Source organism: Echinimonas agarilytica, assembly GCF_023703465.1.
GTDB lineage: Bacteria > Pseudomonadota > Gammaproteobacteria > Enterobacterales > Neiellaceae > Echinimonas > Echinimonas agarilytica.
This window is the reverse complement of record NZ_JAMQGP010000003.1, coordinates 329,546-354,440: the sequence shown is the minus strand read 5'-3', so window position 1 is coordinate 354,440 and position 24,895 is coordinate 329,546. Positions and strand designations below refer to the sequence as shown.

The following is a 24,895-nucleotide window of genomic DNA, read 5'->3' as shown; positions in this document are numbered from 1 at the left end:
TAAAAAAGCCCTACACGGGTGTGTAAGGCCTTTGAGGCATTAACCTAGCCGTTTTTACAGGCTGGTTGTTACAAGTGGCTCAGAATGAGTCACTGCTGCGCTATTTTTTCTTGCGAGCTGCGGCTTTCTTCGGTTTCGCTTTTGGCTTGGCTTCTTCAACCCATTTATCGTCACGATAATGAGCCGTCCAACCGGTCGCTTTGCCCTCAACTTCACTCATCACATATTGTTCTTTATTCTTGCGGCTGAAACGAACCACAGACGGATTACCATCCGGATCCTTTTGCGGCGCATCGGCTAAATAATAGAACTTAGACGAGATACGATCTCTAAAACGAGCCAACTCTTGCACTTGTGGCGCACGAGTTTCACGTGATTTCGGGAACGTATGAGCCGCTAAGAAGATACCTGCCGCGCCATCACGCAGAACAAAGTGCGCATCAGATTTTTCGCACGGCAATTCTGGCAATGGCACTGGATCTTCTTTCGGCGGAGCTGCTTCACCATTTTTAAGTAACTTACGTGTGTTTTTACATTCTTCGTTAGTACAGCCAAAGTACTTCCCGAATCGTCCAGACTTAAGTTGCATGTCAGAGCCACAACGGTCGCACTCAAGTAGAGGACCGTCATAACCCTTAATCTTAAATTCGCCTTTCTCGACTTCTACACCATCGCAGTTTGGGTTGTTACCACAAACGTGTAGCTTTCGCTCAGTATCGATGAGGTAGCTATCCATGGCAGTGCCGCACTTTCTGCAACGCTTCATCGCCATAAGCGTTTCGGTTTCAGTCGACAAGTTGGCCGACTCCGCTTCATCTCCCGGCGTCAAATTCATGGTGTTATTGCAGCGCTCTTTTGGAGGCAAGGAATATCCTGAGCACCCAAGGAACACACCCGTTTGACCGGTACGAATTCCCATTTGACGGCCACACTTGCTGCATGGAATATCCGTCATCACCATTTGATTATCAGACATTCCACCTTCTTCAGCAGGCAATGCTGCTTGCTCTAGCTGACCCGAGAAGTCGGCGTAGAACATGTCCAATACATCGACCCAATTCTTGTCACCAGAGGCCACTGAATCAAGTGTATTTTCCATTTGAGCGGTAAAATCAAAATTCATTAAATCGCGGAAGTTACCCACCAAACGGTCGGTGACAATTTCACCCATTTTTTCAGCATAGAAACGACGTGTTTCTAGACGCACATAACCACGATCTTGAATGGTAGAAATAATTGCAGCGTACGTTGATGGACGTCCAATACCACGCTTTTCAAGCTCTTTCACTAATGCAGCTTCACTGAAGCGAGCAGGCGGTTTGGTGAAGTGCTGTGTTGGCTTCAGTTGCTCCAGACCCAGTTGTTGCCCGGCTTTAACCATGGGCAGAATCACTTCGTCTTCAGCTTTACGTACCAGCGGAGCCAACACGCGCGTCCAACCATCAAACTTCAACGTTCGGCCACTTGCACGTAGCTCGTAGTCGCCCACGGCAACGCTTAACTTAGTTGCATCATATTCTGCGGGAGTCATTTGACACGCCACAAACTGCTTCCAAATCAACTCATACAAGCGTTCGGCATCTTTTTCCATGCCCGACAGCTGAGAGGCTTGAAGCGACACTTCGGAAGGACGAATCGCTTCATGAGCTTCTTGTGCATTTTCTTTGCTGCCGTACAAATTTGCAGAATCAGGCAAATAACGACTACCAAAATTAGAACCAATAAATTCGCGGCATGACTCAACCGCCTGCTGGCTTAAATTAGTTGAATCGGTACGCATATAAGTGATGTGACCGGCTTCATATAAGCGCTGTGCCATCATCATGGTTTTCTTCACGCCAAAGCCCAAGCGTGTACTCGCTGCTTGCTGCAGCGTTGAGGTGATAAATGGAGCTGAAGGTTTAGAACGGCTAGGCTTCACTTCACGATTAGAAACAATGAACTGCCCTGCTTTTAATGCTTTAACCGCCGTCATGGCTTCAGTTTCATTGGTTGCTTTGAAGGCTTTGCCCGCATAACGCTGAAGTTCCGCCTTAAAGACCTCACCTTGAGCGTCTAGCTCAGCATGAATACGCCAAAACTCTTCGGGTACAAATGCTTTAATTTCACGTTCGCGTTCCACCACAAGGCGCACGGCTACCGATTGAACACGACCAGCAGATAAACCTCGCGCTACTTTTTTCCAAAGTAGAGGCGACACCATAAAACCAACAACTCGGTCGAGAAAACGACGCGCCTGTTGAGCGTTAACGCGATCCTGATTAAGGATCGCCGGCTCAGCAAAGGCGTTCTGAATAGCAGATTTAGTAATCTCGTTGAACACAACACGTTGATAGCGGCTTGGATCACCACCAATGACTTCGCGTAAATGCCATGCAATGGCTTCTCCCTCGCGATCCAAATCGGTTGCGAGATAGATGCAGTCGGCATTTTCAGCGAGCGCTTTGAGTTCGTTAACAACCTTTTCTTTGCCCGGAAGAACTTCATACTGAGCCTTCCAACCATGATCGGGATCGATTCCCATACGTGAGACCAGCGCTTTACGCTCTTTCTCACGTTTGAGTTTTTCTTTTTGCTCTGCTGAAAGTCCAGCGGTTGACGCACGCTTACGCGCAGCTGTCCCATTATTACGACTACCCGTAGGCAAATCGCGAATATGTCCAACACTGGACTTCACTACAAAGTCTTTACCGAGATATTTATTGATGGTCTTGGCTTTAGCCGGTGACTCCACAATAACCAGCGATTTTCCCATATGACTGAATGCAACCTTTGGTGGTTCGAAGCAACTCGAAAAATGATGCGTATATATAGAGAGATAATGCGCTCAATGCAAGGATGTCAACTTTTGTTTGCAAAAAATTGATAATTGCTGAGCAAGAAATTACCCCCTAGGGCATTGTTCAATGCCTCTACGTTTCCCATACTTACTGACCGGCTTACTCAAAAAACAATGCCAGAAACTAACTATGTCGTTTAAAGAATTTAATTTTGATGGTTTGGTCGGCCCTCACCATAACTATGCGGGCCTATCATTTGGCAACATTGCATCAACCGGCAATGCTCAAACGCCATCTAACCCTCAAAAAGCAGCCCTTCAAGGCTTGTCAAAAATGCGTACGCTACTCTCTTTAGGAATACCTCAAGGCGTACTCGCTCCGCAACAACGACCTGACGTTTCGGCATTACGAAACTTGGGTTTCATTGGCACAGATGCTGATGTGATTCGATCCGCAAGTCAACAATGTCCTGCAATTTTTCAGTCTTGCATGTCGGCGTCATCCATGTGGACCGCCAATGCTGCCACGGTTTCACCCAGTCCCGATTGCGCCAACGGCAAGGTCAACTTTACCGCAGCAAACTTGGTCAATAAGTACCATCGTTCACTAGAGCCCGAATTTACCCGAACACTTTTACAACGGGTGTTTCCGAGCCGTCAGCATTTCCATCATCACGCTGTTCTGCCCATGTCAGAACATTTCGGAGATGAAGGCGCTGCTAACCACACGCGCTTGTGCAGTAACTATGGCACAGCGGGCGTAGAATTGTTTGTTTACGGTAAAGTAGCTTTTGATGGTTCAGTCCCTTCTCCCAAAAAATTTCCTGCCCGCCAAACGCTCGAAGCCAGTCAAGCGGTTGCACGGAAACATGGATTATCGCCAAGCAAAGTGGTTTACGCGCAACAAAATCCCGATGTGATTGATGCTGGCGTATTTCACAATGACGTCATCAGCGTGGGGAACAGCAACGCACTTTTCTATCACGAGCTAGCGTTTGCCGAACCGGCACAATTAAAAGCCGACTTAACCGCCGCCTACGAAGGTCATCACCCGTTACACTTAATTGAAGTGAAAAATAAGGCTGTATCCGTCTCTGACGCCATTCAAAGTTATTTGTTCAATACTCAACTAATAACGCTAGAAAATGGCTCCATGGCTCTTGTAGCGCCAACAGAGTGCCAAAAAACAGCAAGCGTAGAGACTTATTTAAAAGACTTGATGCAACAGAACACGCCGATACAACAGGTCGAATTCATCGATGTGAAACAAAGCATGGCCAATGGTGGTGGCCCTGCTTGTCTTCGTTTACGAGTGGTATTAAACGATGTCGAAGCCGCCGCGGTAAACCAAGCGTGTCTCATGTCAGAGACTAAAATTGCAGCATTGGAACAATGCATTAAACGCTATTACCGCGATCGTGTTGAAGTAGCAGATCTCGCTGACATGACGTTTATTCAAGAGTGCCATGAGGCACTAGATCAACTGACTCAACTTCTTGATTTAGGTTCTATTTACCCATTCCAACAGTCCTTTTAGCCCCCCCCATAAAAAAAGGCGCCAAACGGCGCCTTTTTAGTCGATTTATAGCTTATGGAGCCACTATCGAAATTGAAGATGAAATGGGGTTTTCTCCAGTTCCAAGTTCGACAATAACACTGCCCAAGCCTTCATCGGTATTGATTAAAACGCTGTACAACCCATCACCACAAGACTGGGTATCATCAATACCCAAGAAGTCATGGTAAATCGCGTTATTGGTAAATCCTTGCACGAAATTTGACGGTGCTTCAACCACAAGATCAGAGCCCGACCCCGCCCTAAAGCTAATCGTACTATCTTGAGCAACAGGGTTATAGGTTCCGTCTGGTGCACGGTCGCGTATACAAACATACACACGATCAATATTACTGGCTTGAGTCGATGGTGCACCACTTGGTCCGCCGCTGCAATCAACATCAGAACCATCGTTGGCACAGAAATATGCCTCAGGACTGTTGCCAGCCATGACAATCACATTGGCACCAAGACTAGTGACATCAACCAATGATTTATTACACCCACCGGTTGCAGATGAAGCATCGCTACACAGCAAGCCGTCGTAGATGCCATTTGGCCCGTTATAGATACGGTCTTTGTTGCGGTCGATTAATTGGTCCACATCGTCATACACACCATTTTCATTGTCATCGCGATAGGCCTCGCCTAAATCGTAATAAGCAACAAAGGTGTCTGTACCCTCGGTGTACAAACCATCCCCATCAAGGTCATAAAATGATTCTTCACCCTCAACAAATGCTAATACAGTGACGCGCGCGTCGAGTGGCCTTGGATCTGCAGACTCCCACGTCACCGAACATTTGCCACCACTCGTTTTACAAGCCGGTTGAATTGAACCGCCTTCAGCAATAAACGAGATAGACGTGTCGTCAGGGACTGGGTTGTTAAAGTGGTCAGCAACTCTAACAGTCACAACAACAGGAACACCATCTGTGCTCCACGCATTCGGATTCACAGTATCAAACGAAATTGAGAAACTGTCCGCGTCAGGCAGGCCCGTTGCAATTGCGAGCACGGATGATACCGCTGTAATGATAGGGTCACTTCCGTCCACTTCGGCTTGAATACGAGCCGAGCCTGGCAGTGACTTAGACGTCACCGTCACGGTCACTTCACCGTCATTGTTAGAAATGGCCGACATCACATTCAATTCAACTTTATCTTCGCCACTGGCGAGTGAGAAGTTAACTTGTTGGCCTTGTTTCACATTTTGACTTGAGTCTGTCACTTTAAAGGTCACGACAGAACTTGTTTGCCCCCCCGTACCTTGCAAGTTGATCAATTCTGGCGCTGCTGAAACAAATTCGATATTGCCAGCCAACGTCACTGCAATCGGAATAAGAAGCTGCTGCGTGTCGCTCGAACTGCCCAATGTCACAGAGGCCGTAATCACATCTTCAGCTTCACACCCTGCTGATTTGTATGTGGCTTGAGCTGTACCATTGGTGGCTAATATAGAATCATCTAACTCAGCTTTGTCGCTTGCCACACATTGAGACGTAAACGTCACTTCCACTGGCGACAAATAAGGTTCGCCATCATCTGTGGTTAATGTGGCCGTAATCGGCAATGTAGAGCCATCGGCCAACTCATCACCCGGAGCCAAAGTTGATGTCAGCTCAAGGTTGATTTTAACCTCGTTAATCGTTGCTAGCACTTCGTCAGAAGCATCATCGTATGTGCCAGAAATGGTGACAATACCGCTATCAACGCCCGCTGATATGTCTATGTAAGCCATACCTTCGTCATCCGTTAAGGCAACACCATCTGACGGTGACAAGGTGCCTTTGTCGGCAGTCACTACCACTTTAGCTTTAGTGGCTGGTTGCTGATCGCTAGTGGCTTTCACGATAATAAGTGCAGGTGATGCGGATGAGAAGTCATCAATTTCCATGCATCCGCTTTGACTTGGCGGGCAATCCCATAAACTCACATCAATGGTTTTGTCAGATGTAGTTGGGGCACCAAAAATAGTGGCAATCACTTCCGCTGAATCAGCATCAGAATAATTAGCCGTGAGCGTCACAACACCGGTGTCTTCTCCGGGCGCTAACGTCATGTAGCCTTGGCCATTTGAATTGGTCAAAACACTGCCATCTGAGACCGACAAATTACCTTTGTCTGTGTCGACAGTGACTTTGACACCGGAGGCTTCACGCCCTCCTTCTTTGGCAACCACATACACCACCGTGGTTGGCGTCTCTCGTACCTCGTTCGTTTCAGAACAATCGGAAATACTAGGATCTGAAATGTCGTAACTATCGCAATCCCATAACGATATTTCTACTGTGCTAACTGGCTCTGTTGGTTCAGGGTCAGTATCATCACCTGTACCATCATCAAACACTAGGCTTCCACCGCTGCTTCCACCACATCCTGATAACAAAATTGCCATCAGAAGTGCTGGCCACTGAACCCTATTCCACATTATGTACTTCTCCCTGCGTATGCCGGACTGTTCAAAACACTCACAACTATAACCAACTTTCTGCTATATCTGTAATCACAAAGTTCCATTAACTGGATCAAACTCTCGTCGCAGATAAGCTTTATAGCATCAGAATGAATTGCTAGGCTATCGCAACTTTTCGACAATCAGGATTAAAGATGTCTAAATTTAAAGATCTTTCACTGACGCAACGGATTTTAGTCGGTATGGGAGCCGGTATTTTATGCGGTTTCTTACTTCGACAGTTTTTCCCCAACAATGAGCTGGTTGATGCTTATGTCATCCAAGGCGTATTTCATGTTGGCGGAAAAATATTTGTAGCGAGCCTACAAATGCTTGTTGTGCCGTTAGTGTTTGTTTCTCTGGTATGCGGAACATGTTCGCTTAAAGATGCGTCCACACTCGGGCGCCTTGGAGGCAAGTCGATATTGCTGTACTTGCTCACCACTGCGATTGCGATTGCGCTTGCAATGACAGCAGCCACACTGATAGGCCCCGGTAATGGACTTGATCTAGATACCGCCGCAAACTTTAACGCCACGCAAGCACCGGCGTTAAGCCAAGTGTTTATCGATATGTTCCCGCGTAATCCAATTGAAGCAATGGCTAAAGGAAACATGCTTCAAATCATTGTATTTGCATTATTATTTGGTTTTGCCATGTCAATTTCTGGCAAAGCAGGTCAACGCGTTTCACGCATGTTTGAAGATTTGAGTGAAGTCATTATGGGCTTGGTCACGATTCTAATGAATCTTGCCCCTTACGGCGTATTTTGCTTGTTGGCAAAGTTGTTCAGCGAAATGGCGCTCGACACTATTTATAACTTGCTGGGTTACTTTATGGTGGTGTTCTGCGTGCTGATCATCCACGCAACGATTGTCTACCCTACTTTACTTTCATCATTTTCTCGCTTGAACCCCTTTATTTTTATGAAGAAAATGCGTGACGCAATCCTGTTCGCATTCAGCACAGCATCAAGCAATGCAACGATTCCTGTCACGATGGAAACAGCCACGCGTAAACTCGGTGTGAAGAACAGCGTGGCGTCCTTCACTGTGCCACTAGGCGCCACAATCAACATGGACGGCACCGCCATCATGCAAGGTGTGGCCACTGTGTTTATTGCTCAGGTATACGGTATTGACCTATCGATAGGCGACTTTTTGACCGTTATTCTCACCGCAACACTTGCTTCGATTGGTACCGCAGGCGTACCGGGCGTTGGCTTAATCATGCTGGCAATGGTACTGCAACAAGTGGGCTTGCCGGTTGAAGGTATTGCGTTGATTATCGGTGTTGACCGACTACTCGACATGACCCGCACAGCGGTCAATGTAACGGGTGACTCGATGGTCACCTGTATTGTTGCAAAAAGCGAAGGAAAGCTTGATGTCGATGTCTATAACGACGCTTCTGCGGGCTTAAAAGAAGAAGATTTGAACCTCAAACTCAAGTCATAAAGCTCATCACAACAGCTGGGTTCAATCTGATTGAGCCCAGCTTCTCACGCAGTTTCGGCCATCACGCTTGGCTTGATACAGAGCCTGATCAGCGCACTCTATCCATGTATCTAAATCCATCTTTGCAGCTTGCGCCTCACATACACCCGCACTGAAAGTAATATCAAGTCCATATGGCGTTTCTGCATCTTTCATCCGACTTCTAATTTTAGTTATCGTGTTTTCACAATCATCACTATTTTGGCCAGGAATAATCAATAAAAACTCTTCCCCACCATACCGAAACAGTAAATCTTCCTCGCGCGTAAAACTCATCAATGTTTGAGCAAACCAACTCAATACATCGTCTCCTACAGCGTGACCATATTCATCATTCACCGCTTTAAAATGATCTAAATCTAACAGCACCAAGGTCACCGTTGATTGGCCACGGCGCACACTTTGAAGATGAAGTTTCAATTGGTCGAATAGTCGATTTCGATTATACGCTCCTGTCAGTGTGTCTATGTAAGCGGAATAGGCCATGTCGCGGTGCATGCTGACCAAAATATGCGACAAGCCAAAACCAAAGAAATACACACACATCAGCCCAAATAACACACGTATGCCCTCTTCTGGGCCGTTTAGGTGCCAATACACAGCAATCGCCACAGGCGTATAAATCGCCATGAGTACACTAGAAAGCCGAACAGGCAGCACAATAAAGGCTGCAAAAATAGAAGGTGCAATTAGGTGAATGCCATACATGTTTTCTTGCGTGAGGCTCCACAATAAAACCGGCAAACTAATGAACATAAAAAGCCCATCAATCAACTGATGAGCTTTTGACTCTGGGCGAGCAAGAAGTAAGCAAATGGCAAACAATAAAATGGCACAGACGCAAGCTAATGCTAAGCCCACTCCTGGTTTGCCAAAAAAGACATGATAAATAGTGAGCGAGATGACAGGGCCAATGGCGACACAATGCATCATCAGACTGATGCGCGGCCCTGCGATTCCTGCCGGTGTTTCATCCGACATAGAAATGAGATTGTTTCGATCTGATTGATGAATCATTGTGCCCTCCTGGCATTTGAGGGCTTCCAATTCCCTATAATTACATTTTTTATCGATCTACTTATTGGTACCAGTGACGAATTTTCATGAGTTTATTTGTGGCTGAACTTACAAACGACGACACGACGTTCTCGGCCACTTTCTCTGATAACTTTTTGCGAGCAACAAATTCAACAAGGTGCAATTCTTTGTCTTCAGAGTAGTATCGGCCCAACAGTTCGTCTGACGTTGCGAGTTCATCAACAAGTCCTAGCTCAAGTGCCTGCGCCCCAAACCAATGTTCACCCGTTGCAACCTTGGCAAGATCTAATTCCGGCCGGTAGCGCTGAACAAAATCTTTAAATAAACCGTGCACTTCATCAATTTCCAATTGGAATTTTTCGCGTGCTTTATCGGTATTTTCACCAAACATGGTCAAAGTGCGCTTATATTCCCCAGCAGTAATTTGTTCAAACTCAACATCATGTTTTTTCAAAAGTTTATTGAAATTTGGAACCTGAGCGATAACACCAATTGAGCCAATAATCGCAAATGGCGCACAAAATAATTTATCTGCCAAACATGCCATCATATAACCACCGCTGGCGGCTACTTTGTCTACCACTACCGTGAGTGGTATTTCTGCTTTTTTGAGGCGATCAAGTTGCGACGCGGCCAAGCCGTACCCGTGAACAACACCACCACCGCTTTCAAGTTTGAGCAAGACTTCATCGCGTTCTTTATCTGCGACCGATAAAATAGCCGAAACTTCTTCACGCAAAGACTCGACTTCATGCGCGTCAACACTGCCATTAAATTTCAATACGAACACGCGCGACGTTAGCACTTCATCTGCTTTGTCATCACCTTTCTTTTTGGCTTGTTTTTTCTCTTCTTTGAGACGTTTCTTTTCGTCTTTTCGAGCTTGCTTAATCTCTTCTTCAGTTAACAATTGTTCCTGCATCATTAACTCATGATCTTCGTATTTCTCACCCAAATCAGTCAGTTCAAGAGTGCCCTTTTTACCCCCCTTCGCTTTGCCTGAATTAGCAAAAACAATGGCTGCGATTAACCCGATAGTCACAACAACAGTGGCCGACTTCGCCAAAAACAGCCCGTATTCAAACAAAAATTCCAACGTAATTCTCTCTATTCAACAGCAATTGTACGAATCAGCCACGGATTGTACCAGACCTACAACGCCTTACCAGTTTGATAAATTTAAACACTCTCTACTGCCGCGCTTGGGTGGCAACGGTTTGAACTAAATCAGCTTTAGATTTAATGTTCCGACACGTATCGGCAATATTCTCGATCATGTCATTCTGCCCCGCTGGACGAAATAGTTGTTGCAGTAGTTGTGTTGAAGAAACTTTCTTATCGCAACGCCAAACAAATAGAGCCAATTGTTCGCTCCAAATGCGAGCAAAATACAACACTTCTTCATGCGCTAAGAAAGCACTGCTGTACTGCGGTGCTAAGCCAGTCGGCATAGGCACGCTCATCCACGCTCTAAATAGCGGGGCATTGATATCGGTATAGTCGGCTGGGGAATTGGCTTCTATAGTGTGGTAGCTGAGGCTTTTTGATGCATTAAACAGTTGCTTTGCAAAACGGTTGGTATCCGTCAAATGGCTTTCTTCGATTAATTGTTTACGCCAAATTTGTTGCTGTTCAGCATGTTTCGGCCCTGAGTTTTCAAACGCTATCAACGTCCCTAAATGCGCGCCTAAACGGCGAACGTCCGGCTCAATTGGCCCTCCGCTCAAGGTATGGTAATCGGCGCGAGCAATGATATGTTGTAGCGCCAATCCTAATTGCTGGTAATACACTAGGGCATGTCCAGCATCCCATTCTCGACGTGGCAAACTGACGATAACAGCAGTTTCTGCATGTTGCTGCTCGTACACGGCGCGTTTCAAACCTCGCATGCGAGGTTTTGAGAATTTACCTTTTCTACTGTACACATCAAGCATTAGCAGGCCTAAAGGCTGATCGTTAGCGCTTATTTGGTAAACTTGTACAGAAGGGTGCCACAACGTTCCCCGAGATACCCTGCTCGCCGTTAAGCCATATTTTTCAAGCTGTTCAAAGCTTTGTGTTATCACTTCGGTCGGAGTCATTTCAATGTATTGAGCGCTGCTATTTGAGCGACGTTCAAGCGTCCATAACCAATCGGGATCGAGCGGCTGTTTCGGGGCATGCTTCGAATGCATTGTGGTTAAAAAATCATTCACCAACTCGGTAGAATTGAGCATTGATGTTCTTAATCGCCAACTCGCCCAATTATCAAAACCGAGCATCGATGCCAACAGCCGACGCTGTGACATCATGGCATCAAAAGGAATGATGTTTTCTGGAAGCCCTCGAGAATGATAGGCCGTCCATGCCATTTTTCGGCATTCCACTGCAGCATCTGAAGCTAAGAATATGGAGACATCTTTTCCCGACAAAGGGAGTTCAAACTGGCCTTCAAACTGCCATTTTAACACCCGTTCTGGTTGAACGCCTTGTAAGCAACGTTCAGGCATTCTTAAGCGCTTTTTGATTTTCTTAATGTTGTCGATATAGGCCGATTCCGTCACCGCCAGAAGATCTGATGCATGCGCTGCTCTTTGTGTCGCATTCAAAGCACCTTGGTAGCGCCACAAACTCATCACACGCTGACCTTGCTTTGATAAAGGCTCGTCTTCCAAATCAGTTAATGCGGTAACGACACTATCCTTTTGGAACCAATGATTTTCGCGATAGGACAGCCTGTCAATGCACTGAACAGCAGCATCTCTAAGCGCACTGTTTGAGCTTGCATCTGCAATCACCATCACGCGTTTTAATTGCTCATGGACCTGCTGGAGTCGGCTATCTAGCTCGAACAGGACGCGCTCATCGGCCTCATCAAATTTGATCGGCGGGTCAAACGCCGCATCAGCGGTATCACATTGCTGATTTAGTTCAGAGACAGTGTTCGGCCAAACGCTCTGCTCCGTCGCAATAGCGTGACCAACGCCACTCAGCAGCAGAGCACAGAAAAATGAAATCAGTTTAATTTGTGAAATTTTCAACCGCATAGTCCACGCGTTCCTTGACTGTGGCAAAATCTAAATTCGACTGTTCAATGTGTCTGAGTCGTGGCAACAAGCCTTCACCGTTTGCAATTTGAATCGATAATCCTGGACGCGCATTCAATTCCAGCAGCATTGGCCCTTTTTTCTGATCCAAGACAATGTCTGCGCCCATGTAACCAAGACCGGTAATATCATAACAGCCCGCAGCGAGGTCGAGCATGGTTCGCCAGTGCGGAACATTTAATTGAGCCAATTCTGCACCGGTATCTGGATGATGTTTCACCGGTTGATTGTACTGCACTGCCCGAAGGGTCTTGCCTTGGGCTATATCAAGTCCCACACCAACCGCTCCCTGATGCAAATTGGCTTTGCCATCGGAGGCGCGAGTTGCCAAGCGCATCATCGCCATCACAGGGAAGCCCTGAAAGATAATAATCCGAATATCCGGAACACCTTCAAAACTATAGTCTGCAAAAGCAGGGTCAAAGTCGATGAGCGCCTCAACTACGGCTACATCGGGGGTTCCGCCTAAGCTGAATAAGCCGCTAAGCGTATTAGATAGGTGCCGTTCAACATCCGAGCGCGACACCACATCACCGTTAGATTTTACATAGTTGTCACCGTCGCGGCGTAAAATCACTAAAATACCCTTGCCGCCAGAGCCCTTCGCAGGCTTAATCACAAACCCTTCATGCCCCTGAACCATCTGGTGAATACTGCGTACTTTTGACTGTTCATCAACCACAGCCAGCAAATTCGGCACATTGAGGTTGGCTTCCACCGCTATTTGTTTAGTGAGCCGCTTATCATCGACCAAAGGGTACTTTGAGCGCTCGTTGTAGCGGCCAATATAGCTGATATTGCGCCGATTCATGCCCAACATGCCCCGATCAGATAGCTTGCGGAATAAACCCATCATTTCCCATCATCCTGATACATGGCTTTAAAACGCCACAGTTCAGTCAAGCGATACCCATTGTATTGCCCCATCCACAAAATGAGTGATAACACAATGAGCTGGAGCCCCAAGAAATTGAATGACAGATGACGCAACAAAGGCGTACTGATCAGCACATAAGCAATCATCGCCACCAATAGGCTGCCGCCGCCCTGAACCAAGACTTCGTTAGCACCTTCTTCTTCCCACAGAATCGACATACGCTCAATGGTCCACGCCATAATAATCAGCGGGAATAACGCAAACCCAACGTTGTCAGTAATACCGAGCTGATAACTAGTGAGTGTGAAGAAGATAATCAGTCCAATCACTACAATGATCACCGCTGATATTCGCGCCACCAGCAACAAATTAATTTTAGACAGGTATGAACGAATCAATAACCCAGTGCCAACTACCAAAATAAAGCTCGTCAGACCGGGCAACAAACTGGTTTGCACAAATGCCATGGCAATCAATACAGGCATAAAGGTGCCGCTGGTGCGCAACCCGATGACAACTTTCATGAACACCACCACAAGCGCACCTATGGGCAGTAATAGAATGCTCTTAATCATGGTTTGCTGGTCGAGCGGTAACGAATAAATCGAAAAATTATCCCAGCCCAAATTATGCAACTGCTCATTAATGCTGCTCAGCGCAGACTCCTCTTGACGTAGCATAGAAAAGCGAACACTTGAATTCGATGCCCCTACGACCTCAAGCACTGAGTCGTGCCCAGCCCCCCAAATCAGCAGATCTTGTGGCTTATTATTGTTGCCTGTTTCAGGATCGAGGAAGTGCCACTCCTCATTATCATAAACCTGTACATAAGACTTTAAACTCTGACGCCTACGCCCATCATCCAGTAACAAACCATTGACCACACGAGCATTCACTCCGGCTTCTGCAAGTAAATTGACCATCACCACCGAGGGCTTATCTCGCGTCATCAACAAGGCCACATTTTGGTCGGTATCGTTGGCGAGGTTCACGCCGATTTGACGAGCCAATGACAAAGCCGAAGCAGAGCGCTTAATGGCATCATTTTTAATTTGGTTGGCCGCCGTTCGATAAGGCTCTTCAAGCATCCACGTTGACTTAGGTGCTTCAGCTGGGGCTTCAAAATGACTATTTTGTAGCAAATTGTCAGCTGCAAATTGCACTTTATAAAACAGCGTTTGAGGGCCATTGGCTTGTGAAATCGTCCACTCTGAACGGCGCAGTTCACCGTCGCCCACCACAGCAACACCAAAGCCGGGAGAAACCATATTCTCGGTGAGTAAGTTGTAACCCTTTTGAGTTTCTGGCAGGGCAAATGAAACATTGACCGGCCCATCATTACCCATGAATTGAATGCTGGCATCAATGTGCCACACATCTCTGCGTTCACTTGGTGCGAGCGGGATCCCGTATTCAACATGACGGTAAATCACCTGTCCCAAACCGGCGATAAACAGAAATGCGATAAAGATTCGAAAGCCATATTTAGTCAACATCTGAGACCAGCTCCTCTCCGCCTTGAACATATTGACGTGCTACATCTACTACGGCAACGTCACGTAAGAAACGGCGGCCAAGTAAAACGGGGTAAACCATGGCTGAACGGTCAGCGAGTGAAAACTCTACATAGTCATCAAACGAACCTAACCGCAATTTAAGTTTCACCACAGGGCGGCGCTCTGGCTTGGGTGAGTTTGCTTGGCGAATTTTCACAAACCGCTCAACCTCAAGCTCTATGCTTGCCGCTTCACCTGTATCATTGTGAACCAGATTGAATCGAACCCAGTCTTCACCATCGCGTTCAAATACCACCATATCACGTGCATCCAGAGACGATGTGGTCGCGCCAGAGTCCACCCGAGCATAAAAATCTTCTGCTGGCGGCATTAAGTGAACAATTTCACTTTCACCCACAATCATTTTGCCGTCTGTTAAAAAGCGCACGCCCTGTGAACTAAAAGACTCGGTATCAATTGCTTGCGTACAGGTTTGCTCGATTTGAGCCGCCATAGCCGGTTGCTCTTGTTTAATCTCGTTAATATTTTCACTCACATCGTTAAGTAGCTGCATGAACGCCTTTTTGCGCTCTTCATCCACAGCATCGTAAGCTCTACACGAGTCTATTAAGTGTTCAGCCGATTCATCGACTCGCTGTTGAATAATGGTATCTACACCTTCGAGCAAGATATTGCGTTGCTCCTCCATGTGACTTGCACATCCTGACAAACCGAACATTAGGGTCGCAACTAAACACGCTTTACTCATGATTCTCACTATAAGGGGTCTCTTGTGGTTTGAAGAATTATGCGGGTTAGCACCTAAACCTAGCATAAACACACATTGAATGTGGCCACATTATACCCATCCGCGTAAACGAAAAAAGCCCAGCTTAGAGCTGGGCTTATGGGAGATTCAACGCATTAATTTAATTCGCAGGTACAACCAAAGTCGTATCAGCATCAGTAAACGTTACCTGAGTACCATTCGACGATAAGAATTCCGCCACTTGCAGTTGCATCATTTGCGTCACCATCGCATTTTTAGCTGCATCTTCTGCAACACCGGGCACCACACTCGAATCTAATAAAGACGAGTGATGGCCATACATGAACCGAACCGCACCACTAACGCCTGCATCGTTTTGAACAGAACTGCTGATACCATCCAAACCAAGAGCTGCAATAAGCGGTTCCGTTCCTGATACAGGCCAGCCGTCAGCTGCCACTGAATTCGGCAGAACTTGGTCGCTCAAGTTATCGGCACCATTGCCCACCACTTCATGGAGTAATATCGGAGTGCCCAATGCACCATACAAATTTGCAAAGTTGATTGGATCACCCGCATCAATCGCTTGTTGTGCGGCAAACATAAAGGCGCTTAAGAACGGTGGATAAACTTGATCAACAATCACGTTGTAGCTATCTGGGTCATTTGCCTGCAACAATTCCAATTCTTCAGCCGTTAAACCTGATGCCGCTTGCAATTGCTCCTGGAAAGAATCCGATGCCGTTAATCCAGCTTTCACTAACGGACCAAATTCAGGTGAGTATCCGGCCATTGGGCCAAAGCCTCCCGCTGGCACGCTGAGTACCGCAGCATTAATGGTGAATGGGTTCTGTGACGCTGTACCATCTGGTAATACGAAGGGTACGTTTGCCAAAGCGACAGAATTACCGCCTGTAATCGCGCCCATCGAGTGACCAAAGAATGTCACGTTACTCGCGTCTAGCAAAGGCTGTTGCAGCATTGCTGCATCGCGCATTGCAGAAAAAGTAATCGCAGCGCGCACGGTCAAGAAATCTGCAGAACTTTGACGCAGTGTGTCACGTACACTCAGCAAACTCGAAAGATTTAAGTATGTGAAAATTGACGAATTCGCATACTGTGGTCCAAATCGGGGGTTAGTGGCGGTAAGTTCATAGTGACCATCCCCTGTGAGATCAGCGCTGCGCTCGCCATGCATCGGTAAATCAATTGCGATTGTCGCAAGGCCCTGTAACGCTAAGGTGCCCGCTGCAATATTCACCATCTCTTTCGTGCCTGTAATACCATGGCCGAATATCGCCACAGGCCAACCTTGAGCAGGCATGGTGAGTTGTGCTTCTGCTGGCAACGAAGCCACCGGAATGCCCAATTGTTGAGCACGTAATGCGTTTACAACAGCAGGATCTGGAATGGTGATCACCACGTTTGCCAATTGAAAACCTTTGATTTCAGGCAATGGATTGTATTGCGTTACATGCTTCTCGGTATCAACCGGGACACCTGCATCGTTGTTAATGTTCAAACCTACCCACTTGGCTGGGTTTGCCAAATCTTCAGGCGTTAATGCTGGGTTTTGCGTAAAAGCTTGAGTGGCAAAATTCTCTTGGCTTAGCGAACCATCTGTTAATGCTCCTGCAACAGACACAGGACTGCTTCCTTGAGCGTCCCAACGCGAGAACAACACATCACACACACCCGTTGTGACCAAATCAGTTAAGTCACATGTATCTACCGTGGCAATATCCATCATCATCGGTAACGGAATGCTGGTTGTCATCACCTTCGCTGCGCTTGCAACCGCTTCAATTTCAGGTGCGAGTGCCCCACCATTCATCACGGTAAGCACATCCGCTGATGTCATCATGGTATCGATGTAAGGCGCAAATACAGGTTGAGATTGCGCAATCACTAGACGGGCAACGCCCATCACATCAGTGACCGACTGAGTGGTGAACGGCATGCTGTAAGTCACGTTTTCGACATCAATACCTGCACCAGCTAAGCCTGCTTCATAACTGTTCACTGCTGCTTGCAGTTGACGCTGCTCTTCCGTACCTAACGGTTGCGTTTGGTAGTCCAAACGCAACAATTCATAACTTGAGGATGGCAAAATAGAACGGCCAGAAGAGTCTTCAACGAGCGTTGTTGTAGCGACTAAATAAGAGTTTTTAGGTTTCAACGGTTTTAGCGGCACAACCAAAATACTGTCTTCGTCAGCTGAGCTTACAAAGTCGATTCCATACGTCAGTTGGCCTGTCACTTTACATAAAAGGCCAGTAGGCACACTGGTACAATCAGGGTCCGCAGAGAGTGGGTTACCCAGAATGACTTCAAGAACTTCTACCGCTCCAGGTTGCTGAGCTGATGCTTGATTCACGCTAAACTCACCAAAGGATGCGCCCGGAAAGCTCACATCAATACTCATTGGTGCTGCAGTTCCCCAACCATCAAGCGCACTCAGGGCGTTGGCAGGGTCGGTAACATCCGACGGATCATCAGACGGTACATCGAGGCTACCATCCGTTGTGGTGAGTAAAAGTAGGTCTGAAGGCAGGGCCACAACTCCAGCTGCGGGATCAAAAAGGATTCTTGATGAAGGAACTGCGGGCTCTTGATCCTTGGCGATATCTGAAAGCGAATCGCCCCCACATCCGACTAAGCCTATGCTTCCTAGCGCGGCCAGCGTCAATACTTTGTTATTCATACAACTCCCCAATATCTTTTTATTATTTTGATCAGACGTCTTTCGCTAGCAAACATCTGTTACAAATTTTCAAACTTGCGTTTAAATTCCTGTTAAAGTTAAACCAATGTGAGCTATTGCACTAGTCTTTCATTGTTACCTTGATCGCATAACTCACAATTTGGGTATAGCCGCATCCTCAGGTAAACTGCGCCATATCATTTGAAGAGCGCAGAATTAGCATGCAACAGTATCAAGTCGACGCCGACGCTTTGAACGGCAAAATCATCCTCGTCACTGGTGCCGGAGATGGCATTGGAAAGCAAGCTGCAATAAGCTATGCAGAGCATGGGGCTACCGTTGTATTGCTGGGCAGAACCGTCGCCAAACTCGAAGCAACCTATGATGAAATAGTCGCTTTGGGCGCCCCTCAACCCGCAATTATCCCGTTGGATTTACAAGGCGCTACTGAGAAGCACTATGAAGACATGGCTTCCACGATCGAAAGCACATTAGGGCGATTAGATGCCGTGCTGCATAGCGCCGGAGAGCTTGGTGTACTTTCAACCATCGAGCAAACCGACTTGGAAAGCTTTGAAAAAGTAATGAAGGTGAATGTGACGTCACACTTCATGATGACCAAAGCACTGCTGCCATTGATTAAGAAGTCTGAGCAAGGACGTATTGTGTTCACTAGCTCATCCGTGGGTAAAAAGGGCCGAGCCTTTTGGAGTGCTTATGCTATTTCTAAATTTGCCACCGAAGGCTTAATGCAAACATTGGCCGATGAGATGAGCAATACTCGAGTTCGAGTGAACTGCATTAACCCTGGCGCAACTCGCACAGCCATGCGGGCCCGAGCTTATCCGGCGGAAGAAACCGAGCAACTAAAAACGCCTTTGGACCTAATGCCTCTTTACCTCTATCTCATGAGTGACCAAAGCGCAGATATAAACGGCCAAAGCATTGATGCACAACCTAAATAGTAAATAACATTATCGCAGCCCAAAGTGGCCATAAAAAAAGCCGAGATGACTTTCATCAACTCGGCTTTTTAATACCCATCGTCGAGAGACGATTAACGGCCTTTGCGTTTAGTTTGAGAATTGCCTCGACGTTGATTCTGACGTGTGCGGCTGCGATCTGCCGTACGTCTCAATCGATGGCTATTCGGCTTATTTTCTTTTTCTTTTGATGGGTCAAGCACCGTTCGCGTTTCTTCATCCAATGCCACTGTTTTACGCAATACATTGACATCTTCTAACGGTAATTCCATCCAGGCGCCGTGTGGTAAGCGCCGAGGCAATAGTGTATTGCCATAACGCACTCGGATCAGGCGGCTCACTAACACTCCCTGACTTTCCCATAAACGACGCACTTCACGATGCTTCCCTTCATGTAAAGTCACATGATACCAATGATTTTGACCTTCACCGCCAGCATTGACGATGCTATCAAATGACGCTAAGCCATCGTCCAGCATCACGCCTTTCTTCAAATTTTGCAGCATTTCTTTGGTCACTTCACCAAAGATACGAACAGCATACTCACGTTCTAGCTCATAGGACGGATGCATCAAACGGCTCGCAAGTTCGCCATCAGTCGTAAACAACAACAAACCCGACGTATTTAAATCTAATCGGCCCACTGCAATCCAACGCGCATTGCGCATTTTAGGTAAACGTTCAAAAACAGTCGGACGCCCTTCCGGGTCTTTTCGTGTGCACACCTCGCCCTCCGGCTTGTGATAAGCAAGAACACGACAAATAGCTTCACTTTCTTTACGAACCGCAATCACCTTTCCATCAACGCGCAACACGGCTGATTCTTCAACACGATCGCCTAACTTCGCAATTTCACCGTCCACACTCACGCGGCCAGCACTAATCACCTGCTCCATCTCACGACGTGAGCCGATGCCGGCACGTGCCAACACCTTTTGTAATTTTTCGCTCATTTATTATCCAATAAAGAATTAAATAGCGCAGAACATGCGCCTGAATATAGAGCATAACATAGATGCGAGAAGGGATAACCAAGCAGCCACGACTAGGTAGATGCCAGCTTCCCCGTTTGTAGCAACTCTAAAACGATCCAAATTGTATATTTTTGTTAGTTTTTTTTAAATTTTATGATTACTAAACAATATAGAAACTATCTTTATAGCTTGAGGACACTCTGAATTAAAAACGCAGCAATTCTGCGCTTGCTCAACATTATTTTAGATCGACAAGGTACACATCATGACAATTCACCTTAGCAAACCCAAATATTGGCAACAGATAACGCGCCCGTTGCTCGCCACTTCATTACTTGTGGCTCTTTGGGGTTGCGATTCATCAAACCAAGGTGCTCAAAATGCGCCACCTCCGACTGTAACTGTTGTTGAAGCAAAACTTGCGGATGTGCGACCTACAACAGGATTTACCGGCCGAGTAGAAGCGATCGATAGTGTTGAATTACGCGCCCGTGTTGAAGGGTACTTAAGTGCTCGCTTGGTGAACGAAGGCTCAGACGTTCAAGTGGGTGACTTGTTGTTTACCATTGAAAAAGAGCACTACCAGGCCGACGTAGACAAAGCAAAAGGCGCGATTAAAAAACTCGAAGGCGCTAAAAGCTTATCGATCATCGAGCGTGATCGTCGTGCCAAACTTGTAAAAACTAAGGCTATTGCGCAGGAGCAGCTAGATGTTGCTATTGCCAATGTGACCGAAGCCGATGGTGATTTGTTGTCGCAGCAAGCTGAGTTAGTCAGAGCCGAGCTGAATTTATCTTATACCGATGTAAGCTCACCAATCTCTGGTCGTATCGGGTTGTCGCCTTTCTCGGTCGGTGATTTTGTAGGACCTTCTAGCGGGTCTCTCGCAACAGTGGTCAGCCAAGACCCCATGTATGTCAAATTTCCAATTAGCCAACGCCAGCTATTAGCGGTGCAAAAAAGTAAAAACAATGGAGACAATGCTGACGTAAACGTAAAGCTTCAGCTCGCAGACAAGAGCTTTTATGATCTAAGCGGCACCATTGATTTTGTAGACGTTGAAGCCGACCCCAGCACCGACACCATTATTGTTCGAGCTAAGTTTGCGAACCCCGACGGCATATTGGTTCATCACCAGTTGGTTAATGTCGTGATCGAAGATGCAAATCCAGAACAGCACATTGTGATTCCGCAAGCAGCAATGCAGTTTGACCAGGTTGGTAAGTATGTATTACTCGTAGACGACACTAATAAAGTCGTCATTCAGCGCATCGAAACGGGCCCAACTGTAAACGGGAACTTGGTCATTAACCAAGGCCTCAAAGAAGGCGATAAAGTCATTACGCTTGGTGTTCAAAAAGTTCGTCCTGGCATTGAAGTCAATGCAACCATCACCACGCCTGAAGGGAGCTAAAGCTTATGTTCTCTTCTATTTTTATTGACCGACCCCGATTTTCCATCGTCATTTCATTGGTGATCTCAATTGCGGGTTTAATTGCATATAAGGCACTACCTGTTGCCCAATTTCCTGACATTGTGCCACCTCAGGTAGAAGTTTTTGCAAGTTACCCCGGCGCAAGCTCCGAAGTGGTAGAGGAAACAGTTGCACAAACCATCGAAGCCGAGTTGCTTGGTGTGACCGACATGATGTACATGAAGTCCACCAGCGGCAGTGATGGTAGCTATAGTCTGCTATTAACCTTTGAGACCGGTACAGATCCAGACTTAAATACTGTCAACACCAAAAACAAAGTGGACTTAGCCGAATCTCGTTTGCCTGAAGAGGTGAAGAAAATTGGTGTGAGCGTGCAGAAAAAGTCGTCTGCCCTGCTCCAAATGATCGCGTTGTATTCACCAAACACAACATACGACACGCTATTTTTGAGTAACTATGCCAACATCAACCTCATCGATTCACTCAAGCGTATTCCTGGCGTGGGCGATGTGTATTTATACGGCCCAAGTTACAGTATGCGTGTTTGGTTAGACACCAATCGACTGACTAACCTAAACCTCACAGTGAACGATGTGATTGCCGGATTGCAGTCACAAAACGTACAGGCCGCTGTAGGTCGAGTCGGTGCTCAACCGATTACTGACGACCAAGACTTCCAGCTCAACATCCAAACCATGGGACGCTTGAGCACCGTTGAAGAATTTAACAACGTTGTTTTGCGTTCGAACCCAGATGGTTCTTTCGTTCGCATTAAAGATGTAGGCCGAACCCAGCTAGGCGGTGATTCTGAAGACATTACCACCCGTTTCCAAGGCGGTGCTTCAGCCATGATTGGTATTTACCAATCTCCAGGAGCCAATGCCATTGAAGCGGCTGAAGGCGTAAAAGCCATCATGAACGAAGCTGCCAAGGCATTCCCTGATGACTTGGCTTACAAAGTCACCTACGACACGACGATCTTCGTGGAAGAAAGTATTAATTCGGTACTTCACACCTTAGTTGAAGCGCTCGTCCTCGTGGTGATCGTGGTCTATTTATTCTTGGGGAATATGCGCGCCACTATTATTCCAATTGTTGCGGTTCCAGTATCGTTACTGGGTGCATTTGCCGTGATGCTGGCGTTCGGATTTACCGCGAATACAGTCTCTTTGCTAGCACTCGTGGTAGCCATCGGGATTGTGGTGGATGATGCCATTATAGTGGTGGAAAACGTTGAAGCGGTGATGGAGAAGGATCCATCGTTAAGTCCCGCTGCAGCGGCCAAAATCGCGATGGGGCAAATCACCGCACCTATCTTAGCCATTACAGCGGTACTGCTCGCGGTATTCGTACCCGTTGCATTTATTCCGGGTATATCGGGACAAATGTTCAATCAGTTTGCCGTTGCGGTTTCTGCAGCCATGGTGATCTCAGCAATTAACGCACTGACCCTCAGCCCGGCTTTATGTGCTGTATTCCTAAAACCCTCTCACGGCCCTAAAAAAGGCATCATCAAATATGTGATTGGTGGAATCGACAAAGCACGAGACGGTTACGTCAGCATTGTGCGCCGTTTGGTGCGCGTTTCCATCTTTAGTATTCCAGCTGTTGCGGTGGTGTTCTTTAGCATTTATGGCACCAGTGCATTGGTACCAACGGGCTTCTTGCCTGACGAAGACCAAGGCGCATTCATGGTAGAGATTCAGCTACCTGAGGGCTCATCAGTTAATCGCACCGATGCAGTAGTTCGTGAAGCCGCTCAAGTTGCTTCAGAGGTTGAAGGCATTGCTGAAGTTACTGAAGTAATTGGTTACAGCTTGGTTGACGGTATCGTCAAATCTAATGCAGGTTTCCTGGTTGTTGTGCTCGACCCATTTGAAGAACGGCAAACCGATGAGCTCGACGCTCACGCTATTATTCAGCAGCTTGGGGCGAAGGTCAGCACCATCCAAAATGCCAATATATTTCCGTTTAACCTGCCTCCTATTATTGGTTTGGGTACGGGTTCTGGGTTTGAGTTTCAATTGCTCGATCTGCAAGGTAAAGAGATCACCGACTTAGCTGCGCTTGGCAGAAACGTCATGATTCAAGCCAACCAAAAAGAACCGTTGGATCGGGTGTTTACGACCTTCTCCGCCAATACACCTCAGGTGTACTTGGATGTTGATCGCGACAAAGCTCAAACACTTGGCGTTGCCGTAAATGACATCTTCCTGACCTTGCAAACAATGCTCGGCGGATATTACGTGAACGACTACAACGCATTTGGTCGGACTTGGCAGGTGAACGTTCAAGCTGAAGCTGAAGACCGCAATGCAGTGGACGATATCTTCAGGCTTCACGTGAAGAACAACCAAGGTGAAATGGTGCCTTTACGTTCTGTGGCCGAAACCGAGATTCAGCTCCGTCCACAGTATGTAATGCGTTATAACAACAACCGAAGCCTCACCATTAGCGGAGCTCCAGCCGATGGCTACTCCTCCGGTGACGCACTTGCAGCCATGGAATCACTGGCAGAGGTATCACTACCTCCTGGGTATAGTTTTGAGTGGACGGCAACGGCTTACCAAGAGAAGCGCGCGGAAGGTCAAACAGGTCCAATCTTAGCCGCAGCTCTGTTGTTCGTGTACTTGTTCTTAGTCGCCTTGTATGAAAGTTGGAGTATTCCGGTTGGCGTTGTATTGTCGGTATCCGTTGCGTTGCTTGGTGCAATGCTAACCTTGTTGATCACCAATCTAGACATCAACCTCTATGCGCAAATTGGTATTGTGGTGCTCATCGCACTCTCGGCCAAAAACGGGATTCTGATTGTTGAGTTCGCCAAAGAACAACGGGAGAACGGCCTGTCAATTAACGATGCTGCCATCGAGGGTGCCAAACTTCGTTTTCGCGCCGTGATGATGACTAGTTTTGCATTCATTGCAGGTCTAATTCCGCTCGTCATTGCCGACGGAGCTGGCATGCTCAGCCGACAGAGTGTAGGTACCGCAGTATTTGGAGGAATGATTGCCTCCTCGGTCATCGGAATTATGTTAATTCCACCGTTGTATTCAGTGCTTCAGCACACCCGTGAGTGGTTGCATGAAAAGCTAGGTATGGGAAGCGCGATAGCAGCGCCGGCTAAGTCTGAATAACCCCATTCCATGATCGAAAAAGGCTGGCCTGTAGCCAGCCTTTTTTATATCGACAGCTTGAATATAATGCTGACAAAAAACGCTTCGCGCAGCCAGGGGTATCCTGAACAAACG

Annotated in this window: 15 protein-coding genes; 5 read left to right on the top strand and 10 right to left on the bottom strand. The window is 47.0% G+C overall.

Translation table 11 applies throughout. The features are described 5' to 3' along the window. Positions 1-100 precede the first annotated feature (100 nt). Positions 101-2,755, bottom strand: a complete 2,655-nt coding sequence (topA, locus tag NAF29_RS08800) for a type I DNA topoisomerase (RefSeq protein ID WP_251261198.1) — start codon at positions 2,753-2,755, stop codon at positions 101-103. Positions 2,756-2,969: 214 nt separating this feature from the next. Here topA and astB point away from each other — a divergent pair, with 214 nt between their 5' ends. Further along, entirely contained in the window at positions 2,970-4,316 is a 1,347-nt protein-coding gene (astB, locus tag NAF29_RS08795; protein ID WP_251261433.1) for an N-succinylarginine dihydrolase, read from the top strand. 52 nt (positions 4,317-4,368) lie between these two features. On the opposite strand, the gene NAF29_RS08790 is transcribed toward astB, so the two are convergent. Beyond that, positions 4,369-6,765 carry an invasin domain 3-containing protein gene (locus tag NAF29_RS08790; protein WP_251261197.1) on the bottom strand — a complete coding sequence of 799 codons (2,397 nt, stop codon included), beginning with the start codon at positions 6,763-6,765 and terminating at the stop codon, positions 4,369-4,371. Positions 6,766-6,944: 179 nt separating this feature from the next. On the opposite strand from NAF29_RS08790, the gene NAF29_RS08785 reads away from it, so the two are divergent. Further along, positions 6,945-8,246 carry a dicarboxylate/amino acid:cation symporter gene (locus NAF29_RS08785; RefSeq protein WP_251261196.1) on the top strand — a complete coding sequence of 434 codons (1,302 nt, stop codon included), beginning with the start codon at positions 6,945-6,947 and terminating at the stop codon, positions 8,244-8,246. A gap of 21 nt (positions 8,247-8,267) precedes the next feature. On the opposite strand, the gene NAF29_RS08780 is transcribed toward NAF29_RS08785, so the two are convergent. The 7 genes from NAF29_RS08780 to NAF29_RS08750 all read right to left on the bottom strand — a co-directional run bounded on the left by NAF29_RS08780 (position 8,268) and on the right by NAF29_RS08750 (position 18,255). After that, the gene (locus tag NAF29_RS08780; RefSeq protein WP_251261195.1) at positions 8,268-9,302 is read right to left on the bottom strand and encodes a GGDEF domain-containing protein; all 1,035 of its coding nucleotides are present in this window, start codon (positions 9,300-9,302) and stop codon (positions 8,268-8,270) included. A gap of 61 nt (positions 9,303-9,363) precedes the next feature. Next, positions 9,364-10,419 (bottom strand): protease SohB, encoded by a 1,056-nt coding sequence (gene sohB, locus NAF29_RS08775; protein WP_251261194.1) that lies wholly within the window; start codon positions 10,417-10,419, stop codon positions 9,364-9,366. Positions 10,420-10,513: 94 nt separating this feature from the next. Further along, positions 10,514-12,349 carry a M3 family metallopeptidase gene (locus NAF29_RS08770; RefSeq protein ID WP_251261193.1) on the bottom strand — a complete coding sequence of 612 codons (1,836 nt, stop codon included), beginning with the start codon at positions 12,347-12,349 and terminating at the stop codon, positions 10,514-10,516. Continuing rightward, positions 12,324-13,265 (bottom strand): alpha-L-glutamate ligase-like protein, encoded by a 942-nt coding sequence (locus NAF29_RS08765; RefSeq protein ID WP_251261192.1) that lies wholly within the window; start codon positions 13,263-13,265, stop codon positions 12,324-12,326. Before NAF29_RS08765 ends, NAF29_RS08770 begins: the two co-directional genes overlap by 26 nt. Then, entirely contained in the window at positions 13,262-14,782 is a 1,521-nt protein-coding gene (locus NAF29_RS08760; RefSeq protein WP_251261191.1) for an inactive transglutaminase family protein, read from the bottom strand. The genes NAF29_RS08765 and NAF29_RS08760 overlap by 4 nt, the downstream gene beginning before the upstream one ends. Beyond that, positions 14,772-15,551 (bottom strand): ATP-dependent zinc protease family protein, encoded by a 780-nt coding sequence (locus tag NAF29_RS08755; protein WP_251261190.1) that lies wholly within the window; start codon positions 15,549-15,551, stop codon positions 14,772-14,774. The genes NAF29_RS08760 and NAF29_RS08755 overlap by 11 nt, the downstream gene beginning before the upstream one ends. A gap of 160 nt (positions 15,552-15,711) precedes the next feature. Then, complete coding sequence (locus NAF29_RS08750; RefSeq protein WP_251261189.1) at positions 15,712-18,255, bottom strand: VolA/Pla-1 family phospholipase; 2,544 nt, start codon at positions 18,253-18,255, stop codon at positions 15,712-15,714. A 221-nt stretch (positions 18,256-18,476) separates the two neighbouring features. On the opposite strand from NAF29_RS08750, the gene NAF29_RS08745 reads away from it, so the two are divergent. Further along, positions 18,477-19,220: a YciK family oxidoreductase gene (locus NAF29_RS08745; RefSeq protein ID WP_251261188.1), complete on the top strand. Its 744-nt coding sequence runs from the start codon at positions 18,477-18,479 to the stop codon at positions 19,218-19,220. A 92-nt stretch (positions 19,221-19,312) separates the two neighbouring features. On the opposite strand, the gene rluB is transcribed toward NAF29_RS08745, so the two are convergent. Continuing rightward, entirely contained in the window at positions 19,313-20,191 is an 879-nt protein-coding gene (gene rluB, locus NAF29_RS08740) for a 23S rRNA pseudouridine(2605) synthase RluB (RefSeq protein ID WP_251261187.1), read from the bottom strand. Positions 20,192-20,477: 286 nt separating this feature from the next. Here rluB and NAF29_RS08735 point away from each other — a divergent pair, with 286 nt between their 5' ends. After that, entirely contained in the window at positions 20,478-21,626 is a 1,149-nt protein-coding gene (locus NAF29_RS08735; RefSeq protein WP_251261186.1) for an efflux RND transporter periplasmic adaptor subunit, read from the top strand. 5 nt (positions 21,627-21,631) lie between these two features. Continuing rightward, on the top strand, positions 21,632-24,781 hold the full coding sequence (locus tag NAF29_RS08730; protein ID WP_251261185.1) for an efflux RND transporter permease subunit: 3,150 nt from the start codon (positions 21,632-21,634) through the stop codon (positions 24,779-24,781). Positions 24,782-24,895 lie beyond the last annotated feature (114 nt).